The sequence below is a fragment of the Variovorax sp. Varisp85 genome (assembly GCF_047304045.1).
Classification (GTDB): domain Bacteria; phylum Pseudomonadota; class Gammaproteobacteria; order Burkholderiales; family Burkholderiaceae_C; genus Variovorax.
In genome coordinates this window covers 16,134-33,544 of record NZ_JBGLYN010000046.1, presented here as the reverse complement: position 1 = coordinate 33,544, position 17,411 = coordinate 16,134, and the positions used below count along the sequence as shown (strand labels likewise).

Sequence of the window (17,411 nt, the reverse complement as noted above, 5' to 3'; positions counted from 1 at the left end):
TCGGTCTTGTTGAACACGATCCCGCCAGCCATCGCCGCCCGACCGCACATGCCCGACACCCTGCGCCGCGCGATGCTCCAACGGCCTGGTGCCGACGTGTTCGACAAGAAAACCTCGATCCACTGCGCCGAGTACGCAGCCCGCGACCGGCAGGCCGGCCTGCACGACTACGAACTCCATCTCACGGGGGCCTTGCCAGGGCGCATCCGCGTGAGCGACGGCGTGGACAGGGAGGTGCCGCCGGAGGCGGTCGTTCTTCTGGGCCCCAGGCTGCCGCACAGGCTGGCCATCGAATACCGCGCCAGCGGGGCGGCTGAGCAGCCGTGCGGCCTGGTGCTGCGCTTCGGCGACGAACCGCTGCGCCGGGGCATGGCGCTGTTTCCCGAACTCAATGACGCGGGCCCGCTGCTGGCCCGCGCACGGCATGGCGTGCAGTTTCTCGGCCTCGGCGAGGGCACGGTTGGGCGCTTCGGGCGCATTCACGCGCTGCAGGGGCTTGCACGCTTCTCGGAATTCACTGCGCTGCTGAGCGAGCTTGCGCAATGGAACGACTACCGTCTTCTTTGCACGCCGTCGCTGCAGGACGACGCGCATGACGAGAACGGCCGCGCGACGCGCATCCACACGGCGCTCGACCACATCCGGGAAAACTACGCGGAAGAACTCTCGCTCGCCGAAGTCAGCGCCGTGGTCGGCATGCGCGAGCACACCTTCTCGCGCTGCTTTCGCCGTGCCACGGGACAGACCTTCACCGATGTGGTGATCGGCCTGCGCGTGGACAAGGCCTGCCGGCTGCTGCTGTCCACGCGCCAGCACGTCAGCAGCATCTGCTACGAGGTGGGGTTCAACAACATCTCGAATTTCAACCGGCACTTCCGCAGGCTCAAGGGCATGGCGCCGGGTGAATTCCGCGCCATTGCGCGGGAGTAGGACTTACAGCACGAACCACCCCACCGCCACATAGTGGCTCGCCGTCCCCGCCAGCACGAACAGGTGCCAGGCCCCGTGCGCATGCCGGAAGCCCTGGCGGTTGCGGTAGAACACCGTTCCCGCTGTGTAGAGCACGCCGCCGATCAGCAGCCATGCCAGCCCCGCGCCCTCGAGCCGCGCGGCCAGCGGCACGGCGGCCAGCACACCGAGCCAGCCCATGCCGATATACAGCGCCAGTGATGGCTTCTTCAACGCCTTGCCTCCGGCCGGCATCAGCTCGCGCCAGATGCCGAAAAGCGCCGCGCCCCAGATCGTCGCCAGCAGCAGCCAGCCCCACGGACCTTGCAGCGTGACCAGCGCGAAGGGCGTGTAGGTGCCCGCGATCAGCAGGTAGATCGCGCAATGGTCGGCGCGCTCCCACATGCGCTTGAGCCGGCCGCGCGTGCTGTGGAAGAGGGTGGAGGCCGCATACAGGGCCACGGCCGAGAGCGAGAACACCAGCGCTCCCGCGATGCGCGCGGGATCGCCGGTGGGCACGGTCTTGGCGAGCAGCAGGGCTGTCGCGGGCAATGCGAGCAGCAGGCCCAGCAGGTGGCTGTATCCGTTGAACCGTTCGCCGGGGTACATGCGCTCGCTGCAGGCCTCAGCGGCCCGTTTCCTTCAAGTAGCTCGCGCGCGCCGCGAACGCCGTGTTCGCGAAATCGGAGAACACGCCGTCGATGCCCGCGCGGAAGTACGCGAGGTACTCGGCCGTCGGGTCGCCCTTGTAGACGCCTGCCAGGTACTTGGCCTCGTTGCGGAAGGTGTAGCTGTGCACGAACAGGCCGGCCTTGTGCGCATCGGCGATCAGGCTGGTGGGCTTGATGGTGTTCACATCGGCAAGGCCCTTGCCTGCGACAAAGGGCACGATGGTGTGGGCCATGACCTGTGGCTTCCACGGGCCGATGCCGTCGGCATAGGTCTTCACGTCGGCCAGGCCCGCTGGCGTGAGCATCTCTGCGAACCACTTCGGGTTACCGGCCAGCGTCCAGCTGTAGGGGCGACCGTCGACGAAGGTGTAGACGTCCTTGGTGACGTAGATCATCTCGCCGGTCTGGTAGTTGACGTCGTTGCCGTCCACCAGTTGCACCGCGCGGGCCTTCATGCCGGCCGAGCGCAGGTACTTCAGGCTCTCGGGTTCGAAGCTCTGCACGAAGATCGGCGCGTCCTTGCGGTTCAGGTCGTTGAAATTCATGATCTTCAGCAGCGCGTCTTCCAGCGGATGGCTGCCGGCCGGCCCGCAGCCGTTGGCGATGGCCTGGGCGTTGTTCCAGATCGGGTTCTTGGTCTCCGGGTACACGGTGAGCGTGCGGCCGGTGGTTGCGCTCTTGGCCTTGGCGATGTCGATGATTTCCTGGAAGCTCAGGATCGGCAGCTTGCCGTTGAGGTCGGTCGGACGCTGGTCCCTGGCGTCGTAGGTGGTGCCGCGGATCCACTGGCGCAGCTCGTCCATCGTGAAGTCGGTGATCGACCAGTCGTTGGTGTGGTCCTCGCCATCGACGACGAGCGACTTGAGCACCGACTTCGGATCGCTCGGGTCGGTCAGGTCGCTCAGGTACTGGGCCGGGCCGTTGGCCTCGACGGGCGGGTACGTCACGTTCACCAGCACGCCCGGCACGGTGCGCTTGCGACCCGCGACGGTGGTGTTGGTCTTGGCCACGTCGGCGATGTTGGTGTTGTCGCTGAGCCAGGGGTTGTGCCGCGCGACGAGCACGCAGTCCTTGGTGAGGTGCAGGTCGGTCTCGAGCGAATCGGCACCGGCATCGGCCGCGGCTTCGTAGGCGACCTTGGTTTCCTCGGGGTACAGGCCCGGCAGGCCGCGGTGGCCGATGACCAGCGGGACCGAGCCGTCGAGCGTGCCCAGGGGCGCGGGAGCCGGGGCAGGGGCCGGCGGTGCGGGGGCAGGTGCCGGTGCCGGCGGGAGAACCGGGAACGCGATGCCCCCGCCGTTGCCGCCCCCGCAGGCTGCAATCACGAGGCAGCCGCCGATGGCTGCGATGGCGGCGCGAACCGGGCGTGGCGCGGGCACGGGGACGCTCTTTTTCATATGCGGTCTTCGGGTGTTCGTTGAAAGAGAGACAAAAGCCGCCGGATGCTAGGTCGGGTGCGTGACGCGGCAGTGACCGAGGCCGAAGGCCCAGGCCTCGGGACTGCGAGCGCGGCGCGAACGAATGGCAGACGATGTTCCGAGCGCATCGGAAATAACTGAAACGCAGCGCGAGCCCGCACCATCTAATGGGAAAAGCAGCACACCATGCCCCACACCGCCTCCACACCCGACGCCGCCCCCGAAACCGGGGGGGCATCCGACCGCGAGCTTGCGGCACGCTCCGCACAGGGCGACACGCGGGCTTTCGCGGCCATCATGCGGCGCCACAACCAGCTGCTGTTCCGCACGGCGCGCAGCGTGCTCAAGAGCGACTCCGAGACGGAGGACGCCGTGCAGGAGGCCTATTTGCGCGCGTGGCGGGCCATCGGCACCTTCCGGGACGACGCGCAGCTTTCGACCTGGCTGGTGCGCATCGTCATCAACGAGGCCCTGGGGCGCCTGCGGCGACGAGGGGCGCAGGTGATTCAGCTCGACGGGGCGCACATTGCCGACGTGGACCCGGACCCGGCGTCGGCGGTGGCCGACGATCCCAACCTGCAACCCGAACATCTGGCCATGCGTGAAGAACTCCGCCTTCTGATGGAGCGCCGCATCGATCGGCTGCCCGATGCCTACCGCACCGTGTTCATGCTGCGGGCGGTCGAGGAAATGAGCGTGGCACAGACGGCGATTGCGCTCGCACTGCCCGAAGCGACCGTGCGCACGCGCTTCTTTCGCGCACGCAGCCTGCTGCGCGAGGGCCTGTCTCGCGACATGGACGTCGCTTTGGGCGACGCCTTCTCATTCGACGGCGCACGTTGCGATCGCATCGTGGCGGGTGTGCTGTCGAGCCTTGTCAACGGGCGGGAATCGCCCCGCTCGTGACGTTCACCCTGCGAGGAAAACAAAATGTCCTTCTTTCAGATGGCTTCCCCCATTGCCGCCCGGCGCATGTTCCTGGGCCGTTCGGGCCTGGCGCTGTCCGGCGCCGCGGTTGCGCTGCTGGCCGGCAAGGACGTGCTGGCCGCGAAGGCCGGCGGCGCGACCGGGAACGATGTGCAGATTCTCAATACCGCGCTGGGCGCGGAGCTGGAAGCCATTGCGGCGTACCAGCTCGGTGCCGAAAGCAAGCTGCTCGAGAAGCCGGTGCTCGACCTGGCGGTGACCTTCCAGGGGCACCACAAGGCGCACGCGGAGCTGCTGGCCCAGACGATCGCCAAGCTCGGCGGCAAGGCCGTTGCGGCAAAGCCGAAGTACGACTTTTCGGCGAACCAGCTGAAGTCGCAGGCGGACGTGCTGCGGTTCGCGGCCAAGCTCGAACAGGGCGCGGTGAGCGCCTACCTGGGGGCCGTGCCGCTGTTTGTGAACCGCGACCTGTCGAAGGCGGCGGCGAGCATCCTCGGCGACGAAGCCATGCATTGGGCCGTGCTGCGCCACGCGCTTGGCGAAGCACCGGTTCCTTCGGCCTTTGTGTCGTGACGCCGCTGCAGCTTCTGGCGGTTGCCGCGCTGTTCTCAAGCATGGCCGCATGGGGCGCCGCGCCCGATGCGGTGCGCGGCGAGCAGATCTACGCGCGCTGCCTGGCGTGCCATGCGCTGGCGACCGACCGGGTCGGGCCCAGGCACTGCGGCCTGTTCGGACGGCTGGCTGGCAGCGTGCCCGGTTTCAGCTATTCGCAGGCCATGAAGAATTCGAAGATCGTGTGGAACGACAAGACACTCGACCGCTTCCTGGCGAAGCCGCTGGCCATGGTGCCCGGAAGCGCCATGACCTATGACGGCGTGCCGGACCCCATGGAGCGGGCGGACCTGATTGCGTACCTGCGGCAGGCGAACGGCAAGCCTCCGTGCACGAACAGCCGTTGAAGAAAAGCATCACGCGCGCGTACCCGCGAGCACCGGCTGGAAGAACGCGCCGTCGACGCGCCCCAATCGGCGCTCATGCCCGCGGCACCTTCCCCACCGTATTCGGCGCACGGAGAAAGTCGAAGTCCACGCCCTTGTCGGCCTGCGTCACGGTCTGGAGGAACAGCTTTCTGTAGCCGCGCTCGGCGGTGGGTTCGACCACTGTGGTCTCCTGCGCGCGGCGCGCCAGTTCATCGTCCGTCACCAGCAGCGAAATCTCGCGCCTTGCCACGCTGAGGCGGATGCGGTCGCCGCTGCGTACGTAGGCCAGTGGGCCGCCGACGGCCGACTCGGGCGTCACGTGCAGCACGATGGTGCCAAAGGCGGTGCCGCTCATGCGGCCGTCGGAGATGCGCACCATGTCCTTCACGCCGGCACGCGCGAGCTTGCGGGGGATGGGGATGTAGCCCGCCTCGGGCATGCCCGGCGCGCCCTTGGGGCCGATGTTCTTGAGCACCAGCACGTCTCGCGGCGCGACGTCGAGCGTGTCGCTGTCGATGCGTGTCACCAGGTCTTCGGCGTTCTCGAACACCACCGCGCGGCCTTCGTGTTCCATCAGCGCCGGGTCGGCGGCCGATTGCTTGATGATCGCGCCGCCCGGCGCCAGATTGCCCCAGAGCACCGCGATGCCGCCCTGCGGATAGATCGGCCGGGCAGCCGGCCGCACCACGTCCTGCCGAAAGCCGGGGCCCGCGCGCTCGAGCTCCTCACCCAGCGTGCGGCCGGTGACCGTGAGCGCGTCGAGGTGCAGCAGCGGCTTGAGTTCGCGCAGCAGCGTGGCCATGCCGCCCGCGGCGTGGAAGTCTTCCATGTAGTGCTGGCCCGAGGGCTTCAGGTCGAGCAGCACCGGCGTCTCGCGGCCCATGCGGTCGAGCGCGTGCAGGTCGATGTCCAGGCCCATGCGCCCCGCAATGGCCGCGAGGTGCACGATGCCATTGGTCGAGCCGCCGATGGCCAGCAGCACGCGCATCGCGTTCTCGAAGGCGGCGGGGGCCAGCACCTTGTCGATGGTGAGGCGATCGCGTGCCATCTGCACGGCCTGCGCGCCGGTCTGCTCGGCGATGCGGATGCGGTCGGCCGTTACGGCGGGCGGCGAGGCGCCGCCCGGCATCGTCATGCCCAGCGCCTCGGCGATGCAGGCCATGGTGCTGGCCGTGCCCATCACCGAGCAGGTGCCCACGCTCGCGACCAGCTGGTTGTTGACGTCGGCGGTTTCCTCGGCGTCGATCTCGCCCGCGCGGTACTTGCCCCAGTAGCGCCGGCAGTCGGTGCAGGCGCCCACGCGCTCGCCGCGGTGGCTGCCCGTGAGCATCGAGCCGGTGATGAGCTGGATCGACGGCAGGCCCGCCGAGGCCGCGCCCATGAGCTGCGCGGGCACGGTCTTGTCGCAGCCGCCGATCAGCACCACGGCGTCCATGGGCTGCGCGCGCACCATTTCCTCGGTGTCCATGGCCATCAGGTTGCGCAGGTACATGCTGGTGGGCGCGGCGAAGCTCTCGTGCACCGAGATCGTCGGAAAGTCCATCGGCAGTCCGCCCGAGAGCATCACGCCGCGCTTGACGGCCTCGACGAGTTGCGGCGCGTTGCCGTGGCAGGGGTTGTAGGCGCTGCCGGTGTTGGCGATGCCGACCACCGGACGATCAAGCGCGGCATCGGTATAGCCCGCGCCCTTGATGAAGGCCTTGCGCAGGAACAGCGAAAAGCCGCGGTCGCCGTAGCTGGTCAAGCCCTTGCGCATGCCTGCACGGTCCGGGTCCGTGCCGTTGTCGTCATCGGGTTCGAGGGGCAAGGGGGACATGGAAGGGCCTCTGTGTTGCTTGCGTGATCGTATGCCCGTGCCCGGGCAAACCCGATTACCACTTTATGTTTCAAATCCTTACGATTGGAGCCGGGGGTGTTTCCGTGGCATCCCCTTGCGCTGGCGCGCAATTTGCACTGGTTTTGCCTTTTCTCATCGAGGGAGAGTTCATGAAAAGCTTCTTGCCGTGGCACCGGGCGGGCGTGCTGCTGATGGCATTGGGTGGCGTCATCGCTGTCCACGCCCAGGCCCAGGTGCTGCAATTCAAGTGGGGCCATGTCTACGAGCCCGCGAGCATCTTCCACCAGCAGGCGGAGCTGGCGGCGCGCAAGATCGCCGAGCAGTCCGACGGCAAGATCAAGATCGAGGTCATTCCCTCCTCCAAGCTGGGGCAGGAGGGCGACTTTCCGCTGATGCTGGCGAACGACTCGGTGCAGATCGCCTACGTCGGGCAAGCCACGCTGGCCGAGGGCTATCCGCCGCTGAGCCTGGGAACCTACCCCTTCGCCTTCAAGGACCTCGACCACATGCGCAGGTACCTGGCGAGTCCGCTGTTGGCCGAGCTGATGAAGGGCTACAACGAGAAGAGCGGCAACCGCATGGTGGCCTCGGTGTACTACGGCGCGCGGCAGGTCACGTCGGCAAAGCCGCTGTCCAGGCCCGAGGACTTCCGCGACCTGCGCCTGTACGTGCCCGCCGCCGCGGCCTACCAGCTGTTCGCCACCGCGCTCGACGCCAAGCCGGTGACGCTGCCTTTCATGAGCCTCTACGGCTCGCTCAAGAAGAACGAGGTGGAGGCGCAGGAAAACCCGCTCGACATCGTCAAGTCGAAGAAGCTCTACGAAGTCCAGAAATACGTGCTGCTGACGGGGCACGTCCACGACACGCTGGGCATCGTCATCGGCAAGGCCGCCTGGGCGAAGCTCGCGCCGCCCCAGCAGGCGATGGTCGAGAAGGTGCTCGCGGAAACCGCGAAGTGGACCAACGTGGGCGTGATCGCCGGCGAGCTCGAGGACGAGAAGTTCCTGCGCGACAAGGGCATGACCGTGTCGCCGGCCAACCGGCAGCTGTTCCTGGAGCGGATCGCGAAGCGGTCGACGCCCGAGCAGATGGGCGCGCGGCCGGGCGACTACGCACGCCTGCAGGCGCTGGTGAACTGACGAGGCGGTTTCAGGCGGCTTCGAAGGCACGCAGCAGCGCGTGCGAGAGGTCGGCCACGAGTGCTTCGCGCTGGGGAGAAGGGCGCCAGAACGCGCGGCTGGCCACGCCCGTGGCTTCCCATTCGGGATGGTTGCGCGCCGGCTGCACGCCGCGCACCGCGGCCGCGGCGGCACGCGTGGGGGCATCGCCGTTCTCGGGCGCATCGGCGGCGATGCGCTGCGTGGCCGCGTGGCCGCGCTGCTCGAGGGCCTGCGTGAGCTTGAGCTGCCATGCGGCCAGCGTGAACAGCACGCCGTCTTCCACCGTGAGTTCGTGCACGTCGCGCAGCTTGTTGGCCAGCTTGCGCCCGAGCGGCCCCAAGCCCTGCGACACCGCACCGCCGATGGCGCCGCCCAGCGCCGCACCCGCACCGAGCGAGATGCCGGCCACCGCCAGGTCGGCCACCACGCCCACGGCCGCGCCGATGACCGCGCCCTTGCCGAGCCGCAGGCCCGCGTCCTTCATGGCTTCGGGGCTGAAGAAGTCGAGCGTCCAGCGGCCTTCGATCATCGGCAGCGGTGCCTCGTCGGCGTCGCCCTGGCGGAAGCCGTAGAGCGCGAGCAGGTCGTCGGTGCAGCGCTGGGCCTTGTCGAATACCGCCTTCTGCAGCGCCTCGACGAGCGCCTGGCGGCGTGCCGCGTCGGCGAACTCGGTGGACGACACCGTGCGGCGCACCGCGGCCGCATCGACGAGCAGGCCGGCGATGCGCGTGCAGGCGGACTGGCGGCGCCGGGCCGCCTCGGCGTCCAGCGCATCGACCACGGCGCGCAGCAGGTCGCGGCGCTCGCGCAGCAGCGTGGCGAGGTCGTTGTACAGGTCTTGTTCGGCGCCGACGAAGGGGGCCGCCGCGTCGAAGCGCACCTGCACGTGCAGGCCATAGGCCGAGAGCAGTTCCTTCCACGCCGTTTCGCGGCTGGCGGCATCGCGCACGAAATTCAGCACCGGCAGCACGGGGCGCGCACAGGAGTTGAGCAGTTCGATCTCGTCGCGGAACTTGGGCAGCACCGGCTCGCGCACGTCGATGACCAGGAAGGCCGCGTCGATGTCGAGCATGGTGCGCAGCACCTTGGCCTCCTGCTCGAACACGCCATGGGCTTCGGGACCCTGCAGGAACCGGCGGATGCGCTCGGGGGGCGTGGCCTGCTGGTCGAATCCGGCCAGGTGCTCGCGCAGCGCGACCGCGTCTTCCAGGCCTGGCGTGTCGAAGAAGCGCACGGCGCCTGCGCCATCCACGTCGAGGTCGACCGATTCGACATGGCGCGTGGTGCCGGGGCGCTGCGACACCTCGCCGAAGCCGACGCGGCGCGTGAGCGTGCGCAGCAGCGAGGTCTTGCCCGCGTTGGTGTGGCCGACGACGGCGATGCGGATGGGCGGTTGCGGCGTCACGGTGCGGCGACCCCGTCCTGCAAGGAGACGTCCAGGCGGTCGGCGGCGGTTACGCGCTCCAGGCCGGTGTCGCGCAGCCAGTCGAGCCAGCGCTGCGTGGCGCCGGCATGCGGCGCATCGGCCAGCCAGATTCGGCACTCGCCGCAATGCGCGAGCAGCTCGCGCAGGAAGCGCTCGGTGCCGCGATCGGGGCTCGATGCGGCGTGGCAGACCAGCAGCACGGTACGCGGATGGACGTGGGCCAACTGGTCGAGCAGGGCGCGGCGCGCGGGGGCGCTGCCGTCGATGCGCTGCACCTGCGTCGCGATGCCGGCGGGCAGGGCGGCTGGGGGCCAGGGCATGTCGGGCGGCAGTTCGAAGCCGACGACGAAGAGCGCGTCATGCAGTTCCGAGGCCGGCAGGCCCGTGGGCAGCGCACCGCGCGTGCGGCCCGGGTCGGCATCGACGATGGCCGCCGGGGCCATCGCGGCGAAGCGGGCCAGCAGCTTGCGGTAGTAGGGCTCGCTCCAGTCGGGCTGCAGCGCCTTGCGGCGGCTGCGCCACACGGCCGCGCTCCACAGCACGAGCACCACGCGCGGCAGCAGCCCGTAGACCACGATGCAGCCGGTAAGCCACAGCGCCCAGGCGCGCTGGCCGCCGGCGTTTGCGGCACCGGGTGCCGCGGCCAGCACGGCGGCGGCATCGGGCACGGGAAAGCCGAGCCGCGCCGGCGCCCAGCCCAGCGCCTGCACGGCCCGCACGAAGAATGCCGGCTCGAGGATCGTCGTCTCCCAGCTCAGCGTGTAGCTGCGGAACGCGAGCGCGAACAGCATCGCGGCCAGTACCACGGCGAACGACAGCGACCAGATGCCGTGGCTCACGAGCCCGAAGGCCCATGGCAGCAACTTCGCGCGGGACAGCAGCCCGGTGGCCGCACGCACCAGCAGCGGCGCCTGGCCGCGCCTGCCGCCGGCCACGCGGGCGGTGAGCGACAGCCAGATCCAGCCGAGCGATGCGGTACTGAAGGAAACGAAGGGCACCCACAGGCCCACGAGCCAGAGCAGCAGCGTGAGCACATGCAGGCCCAGCAGGCTCGCGAGCGCGACGATCACGTTGATGTGGCGCTCGCCGCCGCCGACCACGTTGCCCGCCAGCCCGAGGCCGGCCGCAACGATCAGCGCCACCAGCGCGAGCAGCACCCAAGGGGCCCAATGGCGGGCGCGTGCGAGTTCAGCCTGCAGGCCGATGCGTTCGCCGAGCCGGAGTGCGCGTTCGACGATCTGCCCGTGGGCATCGGCTGTGTGCGAGGCTGCGGTGCGCAGGGCTTGCGCATCGTCGAGCGGACCGGCCTGCTCGGTCCATCGGATGGCCTCGGTGATCACCGCGTCCGGAAAAGCAGTTTCGCGCAGCGCGGTGTTGGTCAACAGGGTCCCTTCGCAGCCAATCGGTCATCGCCCCGCCGGGTGCGGGGGGCGCGCGAATTATGCCCGGCGCATCAGGGACGGCCACGAAGGAAACGGGGCCGCAAGCGGCCCCGTTCTGCATGTCGCGGGAGGCGATGGCGCGTGCCCGGTCTCAGCGAAGGCCGAAGAACGAAAGCACGGCTACGACCACCACGATCAGACCGACGATGTAAATGATGGAATTCACGCGAGGACTCCTCTGTGTTGAGACGGGTCCAGCATTGCGCCGCCTGCGTGGCACCACTGTCGGCAGGGGGCGGCGTGTGCTGTAGGCGCGGGTGAAGCACCGCCCGGAGGTTTCCCCGGGGGCTCGTGGCGGCTCGCCTCATTTGTGACGATTGTTTGCAGGCGCAACCGGTGCCGTTCAGGCGCGCATCGCCTCGTCTTCCTCGAGGTTGTCGCCCAGGAAGCCACCGCTCTGGTGCGCCCACAGCCGCGCATACAGCCCGCCCTGCGCCATCAGCGTGCGGTGGTCGCCTTCTTCCACCACGCGGCCCTCGTCGAGCACGATCAGGCGGTCCATGGCCGCGATGGTCGACAGCCGGTGCGCGATCGCGATCACGGTCTTGCCCTCCATCAGCGCGTAGAGGCTTTGCTGGATGGCGGCCTCGACTTCGGAGTCGAGCGCGCTGGTGGCTTCGTCGAGCAGAAGGATCGGCGCGTCCTTCAGCATCACGCGCGCAATGGCCACGCGCTGGCGCTGGCCGCCCGAGAGCTTCACGCCGCGCTCGCCGACGTGCGCCTCGTAGCCGCGCCGTCCGGTTGCGTCGCCGAGCGTCTGGATGAATTCGTGCGCCTCGGCCCGCTTCGCCGCCGCCTCGATCTGTGCGTGCGTGGCGTCGGGCCGCCCGTAGGCGATGTTGTCGGCCACCGAGCGGTGCATCAGCGAGGTGTCCTGCGTGACCATGCCGATGTGGCTGCGCAGCGAGTCCTGCATGACGTGCGCGATGTCCTGCCCGTCGATCAGGATGCGGCCGCTCTCCAGGTCATGGAAGCGCAGCAGCAGGTTCACCAGCGTCGACTTGCCCGCGCCCGAACGGCCCACCAGGCCGATCTTCTCGCCGGGCTTCACCGTCAGGTTCAGGTCGTCGATCACGCGGCGGCCTGCATCGGCATAGCGGAAGCTCGCGCGCTCGAAGCGCACCTCGCCGCGCGGGACTTCCAGGGTCTTGGCACCGGGCGCGTCGAGCACGGTGCGCGGGCGCGACAGCGTCTTCATGCCGTCCTGCACCGTGCCGATGTTCTCGAACAGGCTGGTCATCTCCCACATGATCCAGTGCGACATGCCCTGCAGCCGCAGCGCCATCGCCGTGGCCGCGGCCACCGCACCCACGCCCACCGCGCCGTGCGACCACAGCCACAGCGCCGTTCCCGCCATGCCGGCGGTGAGGCCCATGCTCAGCGTGTGGTTGACGATCTCGAAGGCGCTCACGAGGCGCATCTGGCCGTAGCCCGTGTGCATGAATTCGCGCATCGCGTCGCGCGCGAAGCCGGCCTCGCGCTGCGTGTGCGAGAACAGCTTGACGGTCGCGATGTTGGTGTAGGCGTCGGTCACGCGGCCTGTCATGAGCGCGCGGGCGTCGGCCTGCGCCTTGCCGATCTTGCCCAGGCGCGGCACGAAGTACACGAGCGAGCCGATGTAAAGCGCCAGCCAGATCAGGAAGGGCCATGCCAGTTGCGCGTCGAGCACGCCCACCAGCAGGATCATGGTGGCCACGTACACGCCCATGGCCACCAGCACGTCGGCCAGCACGAAGATGGTGTCGCGCACGGCCAGTGCGGTCTGCATCACCTTGGCCGTGATGCGGCCGGCGAACTCGTCCTGGTAGAAGGCCATGCTCTGACCCAGCATCAGGCGGTGGAAGTTCCAGCGCAGGCGCATCGGCAGGTTCACCGCGAGCGTCTGGTGCTTCACGATGGTCTGCAGCGCCACCACGCCGATGCTGATCACCAGGAACGCGGCCAGCCACATGAGCGTGGTGCCGCGTTCTTCCCAGAGGCGCGAAGGCTCGAGCCCGCCGAGCCAGTCGACGATGCGCCCGAGGATCGCGAACAGCGCCGCCTCGAAGATCGACATGACGGCGGTGAGCGCGCCCATCGCGGCGATCTTGCCGCGCACGCCGTGCGTGCAGGCCCAGAGAAAGGCCACGAAGCCCTGCGGCGGCAACGCAGGTTCGGCTGCAGGGTAGGGGTGAAGGAGTTTTTCGAAGAGGCGGAACAAGGAAACAGTCTCCCGGAGAACTCAGGACTTTAGCCGCGCAGGCATGACCTTGCCCCGCAAAGGTGCGCTCCGCGGCGCATCCCTGCCGAGCCGCTCACCCAGGAAGCCCGAGCCTGAGGACCAGCGGCCCTTCCAGCTCGACGCGAGCGCGCAGTCCTACCAAGAAATCCGCACCGTTCCCGGCTTGGGTGTAGTCGCTGCGTGCAGCCACTTCGCACAAGACTGGCCGGGGTCGCCCCCGCTAGTCTCGTGGCGCTACCAGGAGACACCGGATGGAATTCTTCGAAGCGCTCCCGCTTCCCTTCTATTTCTCGCCCGAGCACGAGCAGTTCCGTGCCAGCCTGCGCGACTTCATCGCGCGCGAGATCACGCCCCATGTCAACGAATGGGACGAGGCCGAGACCTTCCCGCGTTCGCTCTACGTCCGCGCGGCCGAACTCGGTGTGCAGGGCCTGGGTTATCCCGAGGAATACGGCGGCACGCCGGCCGACATCTTCTACCAGTTGGTGGTCGCCGAGGAGTTCGCGCGCTGCGGCGGCGGCGGCGTGCAGGCCTCGCTCAACTCGCACAGCATCGCGCTGCCGCCGATCCTCAAGGCCGGCAGCGACGAGATCAAGCGCCGTGTGATCCCGCCGGTATTGGCCGGCGAGAAGATCGCCGCGCTGGCCGTGACCGAGCCTTCGGGCGGTTCCGACGTGGCCAACCTGCGCACGACCGCGGTGCGCGACGGCGACCACTACGTGGTCAACGGCGAGAAGACCTTTATCACCTCGGGCATGCGCGCCGACTTCATCACCACCGCCGTGCGGACCGACCCCGCGATCAAAGGCGCGGGCGGCATCTCAGTGCTGTTGATCGACGGCGACACGCCGGGCCTCACGCGCACCGCACTGCAGAAGATGGGCTGGTGGAGCTCCGACACCGCGCACCGCGCACCTGCGCTTCGACAACTGCCGCGTGCCCGTGGCCAACCTCGTGGGCGAGGAGAACAAGGGCTTCAAGACCTTCATGAACAACTTCAACAGCGAGCGGCTGTTCATGTCGGCGCTGGCCTGCGGTTACGCCGAGGTCTGCTTGCAGGAAGCGCTCGACTGGACGCGCCAGCGCACGCTCGCGGGCAGCACGCTGTCGCAGCGGCAGGTGGTGCGCCACAAGCTGATGGACATGACGCTGCGCATCGATGCCGCGCGCGCGCTGCTCTACGACCTGGCCTATCGCATCGAGCACCGGCTCGCGCGGCCCGAACACCTGGTGGCCCGCGTCTGCCTGGCCAAGGTGCAGGCCACGCAGGCCATGCAGTTCTGCGCCGACCAGGCGGTGCAGTTGCTGGGCGGCATGGGCTTCATGCGCGGCACGCGCAGCGAACGCATCTACCGCGAAGTCAAGGTGATGATGATCGGCGGCGGCTCGGAAGAGGTCTTGAAGGACCTGGCCGCGCGGCAGCTCGGCGTCTGAGCACGTGTGGCCGGCCGCGCTGCAGGTGGCGGCGCTCCAAGGGCCGCAGCCAGTTCGCGCAAGACCGGTCCCGGACCTTTGCCTAAGCTGACACCCATACAACAGTCCGCGAACCAAACGCCAACCAGCAACTGCAGCAACACAGCAATGGCAATCATCGAGTCGAACGTTTCCCCTGGCAGCGAGGCCTTCGAGGCCAACCGCACCGGCATGCTGGCCCTGATCGACCGCGTACGCGGCTACGAGAAGCGCAGCATCGCCACATCGGGCAAGTCCCGCGAGCGTTTCGAGAAGCGCGGACAGCTGCTGCCGCGCGAGCGGCTGTCGTTGCTGCTCGACCCGGGCACGCCCTTCCTCGAGATCGGCTCGCTGGCCGGGCTCGGGCTGGACAATCCCGACTTGGAGAAGAGCGTGCCGGGCGGCGGGGTGATCGGCGGCATCGGCTGGGTCTCGGGCGTGCGCGTGATGGTCAATGCTTCCGACTCGGGCATCGATGCCGGCGCGCTGCAGCCCATGGGCATCCCCAAGCAACTGCGCATGCAGGAGCTGGCGCTGGAGAACAAGCTGCCCTATGTGCAGCTGGTCGAGAGCGCGGGCGCGAACCTCATGACCTACAAGGTCGAGGAATTCGTCGCTGGCGGCAACCTGTTCCGCAACATCGCGCGCATCTCGGCCGCGGGCCTGCCCGTCGTGACGGTCACGCATGGCTCGTCCACCGCGGGCGGCGCCTACCAGACCGGCCTGTCTGACTACATCATCATGGTGCGGGGCCGTTCACGGGCCTTCCTCGCGGGACCGCCGCTGCTCAAGGCCGCGACCGGCGAGATCGCGACCGAGGAGGAGCTGGGCGGCGCGCTGATGCACACCTCGATCTCGGGCCTGGGCGACTACCTGGCCGAGGATGACCGCGACGCGATTCGGCTGGCGCGCGAGATTCTGGCCAACATCGACTGGCAGCGCGGCATGCCCGTCGAGCCCGCGCGCAGCTTCAAGCCACCGCGCTACGACGCGGAAGAGCTGCTGGGCGTGATGCCCATGGATCACAAGCGCCCGGTCGACATGAAGCAGGTCATCGCGCGCATTGCCGATGACTCCGAGTTCCTCGAGTTCGGCGAGAACTACGGCAGCGCGACCGTGGTCGGCCACATCAAGATCGAAGGCATGCCGCTGGGCGTGATCACCAACAACGGGCCGATCGACCCGGCCGGCGCGACCAAGGCCACGCACTTCATCCAGGCCTGCTGCCAGTCGAAGACCCCGATCCTCTACCTCAACAACACGACCGGCTTCATGGTTGGCAAGGACTACGAGGAGGCCGGCATCATCAAGCACGGCTCCAAGATGATCCAGGCCGTGACCAATGCCACCGTGCCGCAGATCACCATCTACTGCGGCGCCTCGTTCGGCGCCGGCAACTACGGCATGTGCGGCCGCGGTTTTCATCCACGCTTCTGCTTCTCCTGGCCCAACGCCAAGACAGCGGTGATGGGTGGCGAACAGGCCGCGCAGACCATGATCAACGTGGCCGAGGCCGCCATGAAGCGCAAGGGCGGCGAAATCGACCGCGAGAAGCTCGCCGAGATGGAGCGCCGCATCATCGACCGCTTCGACAGCCAGATGAGCGTATTCACCACCAGCGCCCACATGCTCGACGACGGCGTGATCGACCCGCGCGACACGCGCGCGGTGCTGAGCAAGGTGCTGTCGATCTGCCGCGATGCAGAGCTGCGTACGCCGCAGAAGATGCAGTTCTCCGTGGCGCGCCCCTGAGTCGAAGAAAAAGAAGCGAGACACACGAGCCATGCAACTCACGCCCGAGCACGACACGCTCAAGCGCTTCATCGACAAGGAGGTCAACCCCTACGTCGACGAATGGGAGCGCGCCGAGGTCTTCCCCGCTCACCAGGTGTTCAAGCGCCTGGGCGAGCTGGGGATGCTGGGCCTGACCAAGCCGGTCGAGGACGGCGGCGCGGGGCTCGACTATTCCTACGGTGCGGTGATGGCCGAGACGCTCGCGCACATGAACTGCGGCGGCGTGCCGATGGCCATCGGCGTGCAGACCGACATGGCGACGCCCGCGCTCGCGCACCGCGGCAGCGCCGAGCTGCGCGCGGAATTCCTCGCGCCCGCAATCAGCGGCGACTGCGTGGCCTGCCTGGGTGTGTCGGAAGTCGGCAGCGGCTCCGACGTGGCATCGATCAAGACCACCGCGCGCAAGTACGGCGGCGACTACGTGATCAACGGCGGCAAGATGTGGACCACCAACGGCACGCAGGCCGACTTCTGCTGCGTGCTCGCCAACACCTCCGAAGGCGCCTCGCACCGCAACAAGTCGCTGATCGTGGTGCCCATGAAGACCAGGGGCGTCGAGGTCGCGCGCAAGCTGCGCAAGATGGGCATGCACTCGTCGGACACTGCGCAGATCCACTTCGACGACGTGCGCGTGCCGCAGTGCCATCGCATCGGCGAGGAGGGCATGGGCTTCATCTACCAGATGGAGCAGTTCCAGATCGAACGCCTCTGGGGTGCGCTCAACAACGCGGGCATGGCGCAGCGCGCCATCGACACCACCATCGGCTACACGCGCGAGCGCCGCGCCTTCGGCCGCTCGATCCTCGACAACCAGTGGGTGCACTACCGGTTGGCCGAGATGCAGACTGAGGTCGCGGCCCTGCGCGCGCTGTGCTGGCAGGGCGTGGAGGAGGTGGTGGCCGGGCAGGACGCCACGCGCACCGCCACCATGGCCAAGCTCAAGGCCGGCCGTGTGATCCGCGAGGTGGCCGACGGCTGCCTGCAGTTCTGGGGCGGCATGGGCTTCGTCGACGAGAGCCCCATCTCGCGCATCTTCCGCGACGGCCGGCTCACCTCGATCGGCGGTGGCGCCGACGAAGTGATGCTCCAGATTCTCAGCAAGTTCATGGGCACCTTCCCGTCCGCTCACTGAAAA

13 protein-coding genes and 1 pseudogene are annotated in these 17,411 nt (G+C 68.4%); 8 read left to right on the top strand and 6 right to left on the bottom strand.

Annotation, left to right across the window (positions count from 1 at the left end; genetic code table 11):
• The first annotated feature begins 6 nt into the window (after positions 1-6).
• The gene (locus ACCC97_RS18530) at positions 7-930 is read left to right on the top strand and encodes a helix-turn-helix domain-containing protein (RefSeq protein ID WP_413334279.1); all 924 of its coding nucleotides are present in this window, start codon (positions 7-9) and stop codon (positions 928-930) included.
• A 3-nt stretch (positions 931-933) separates the two neighbouring features.
• Here ACCC97_RS18530 and trhA read toward each other — a convergent pair whose 3' ends face one another.
• Both trhA and ACCC97_RS18520 read right to left on the bottom strand, forming a co-directional pair.
• Positions 934-1,557 (bottom strand): PAQR family membrane homeostasis protein TrhA, encoded by a 624-nt coding sequence (gene trhA / locus ACCC97_RS18525; RefSeq protein ID WP_007834601.1) that lies wholly within the window; start codon positions 1,555-1,557, stop codon positions 934-936.
• A 16-nt stretch (positions 1,558-1,573) separates the two neighbouring features.
• The gene (locus ACCC97_RS18520) at positions 1,574-3,016 is read right to left on the bottom strand and encodes a glycerophosphodiester phosphodiesterase family protein (protein ID WP_413334277.1); all 1,443 of its coding nucleotides are present in this window, start codon (positions 3,014-3,016) and stop codon (positions 1,574-1,576) included.
• Between the two features lie 207 nt (positions 3,017-3,223).
• On the opposite strand from ACCC97_RS18520, the gene ACCC97_RS18515 reads away from it, so the two are divergent.
• The 3 genes from ACCC97_RS18515 to ACCC97_RS18505 are packed head-to-tail and all read left to right on the top strand — an operon-like array spanning position 3,224 to position 4,923.
• Positions 3,224-3,943: an RNA polymerase sigma factor gene (locus ACCC97_RS18515; RefSeq protein ID WP_413334275.1), complete on the top strand. Its 720-nt coding sequence runs from the start codon at positions 3,224-3,226 to the stop codon at positions 3,941-3,943.
• 24 nt (positions 3,944-3,967) lie between these two features.
• Positions 3,968-4,537, top strand: a complete 570-nt coding sequence (locus ACCC97_RS18510; protein ID WP_413334273.1) for a ferritin-like domain-containing protein — start codon at positions 3,968-3,970, stop codon at positions 4,535-4,537.
• Between the two features lie 41 nt (positions 4,538-4,578).
• On the top strand, positions 4,579-4,923 hold the full coding sequence (locus ACCC97_RS18505; protein ID WP_413334297.1) for a c-type cytochrome: 345 nt from the start codon (positions 4,579-4,581) through the stop codon (positions 4,921-4,923).
• A 73-nt stretch (positions 4,924-4,996) separates the two neighbouring features.
• Here the strand turns inward: ACCC97_RS18505 and ACCC97_RS18500 are convergent, their stop codons facing one another.
• Positions 4,997-6,760, bottom strand: coding sequence for an IlvD/Edd family dehydratase (locus ACCC97_RS18500; protein WP_413334271.1), 1,764 nt, complete (start codon positions 6,758-6,760; stop codon positions 4,997-4,999).
• Positions 6,761-6,930: 170 nt separating this feature from the next.
• Between ACCC97_RS18500 and ACCC97_RS18495 the strand changes: the two genes are divergently transcribed.
• A complete protein-coding gene (locus ACCC97_RS18495; protein ID WP_413334269.1) occupies positions 6,931-7,920 on the top strand; it encodes a sialic acid TRAP transporter substrate-binding protein SiaP in 990 nt (329 codons plus the stop codon).
• Positions 7,921-7,930: 10 nt separating this feature from the next.
• Here ACCC97_RS18495 and ACCC97_RS18490 read toward each other — a convergent pair whose 3' ends face one another.
• The 3 genes from ACCC97_RS18490 to ACCC97_RS18480 form a co-directional block, all read right to left on the bottom strand.
• Complete coding sequence (locus ACCC97_RS18490; RefSeq protein ID WP_413334267.1) at positions 7,931-9,346, bottom strand: GTPase/DUF3482 domain-containing protein; 1,416 nt, start codon at positions 9,344-9,346, stop codon at positions 7,931-7,933.
• Positions 9,343-10,749 (bottom strand): DUF2868 domain-containing protein, encoded by a 1,407-nt coding sequence (locus ACCC97_RS18485; protein ID WP_413334265.1) that lies wholly within the window; start codon positions 10,747-10,749, stop codon positions 9,343-9,345. The genes ACCC97_RS18490 and ACCC97_RS18485 overlap by 4 nt, the downstream gene beginning before the upstream one ends.
• Positions 10,750-11,152: 403 nt before the next feature.
• Positions 11,153-13,009 carry an ABC transporter ATP-binding protein gene (locus tag ACCC97_RS18480; RefSeq protein WP_413334263.1) on the bottom strand — a complete coding sequence of 619 codons (1,857 nt, stop codon included), beginning with the start codon at positions 13,007-13,009 and terminating at the stop codon, positions 11,153-11,155.
• 272 nt (positions 13,010-13,281) lie between these two features.
• Here ACCC97_RS18480 and ACCC97_RS18475 point away from each other — a divergent pair.
• The 3 genes and pseudogenes from ACCC97_RS18475 (at position 13,282) to ACCC97_RS18465 (ending at position 17,408) form a co-directional block, all read left to right on the top strand.
• Positions 13,282-14,464 (top strand): annotated as a pseudogene (locus ACCC97_RS18475) (acyl-CoA dehydrogenase family protein).
• A 147-nt stretch (positions 14,465-14,611) separates the two neighbouring features.
• Positions 14,612-16,234 carry an acyl-CoA carboxylase subunit beta gene (locus ACCC97_RS18470; RefSeq protein ID WP_413334261.1) on the top strand — a complete coding sequence of 541 codons (1,623 nt, stop codon included), beginning with the start codon at positions 14,612-14,614 and terminating at the stop codon, positions 16,232-16,234.
• 31 nt (positions 16,235-16,265) lie between these two features.
• Entirely contained in the window at positions 16,266-17,408 is a 1,143-nt protein-coding gene (locus ACCC97_RS18465) for an acyl-CoA dehydrogenase family protein (protein ID WP_413334259.1), read from the top strand.
• Positions 17,409-17,411 lie beyond the last annotated feature (3 nt).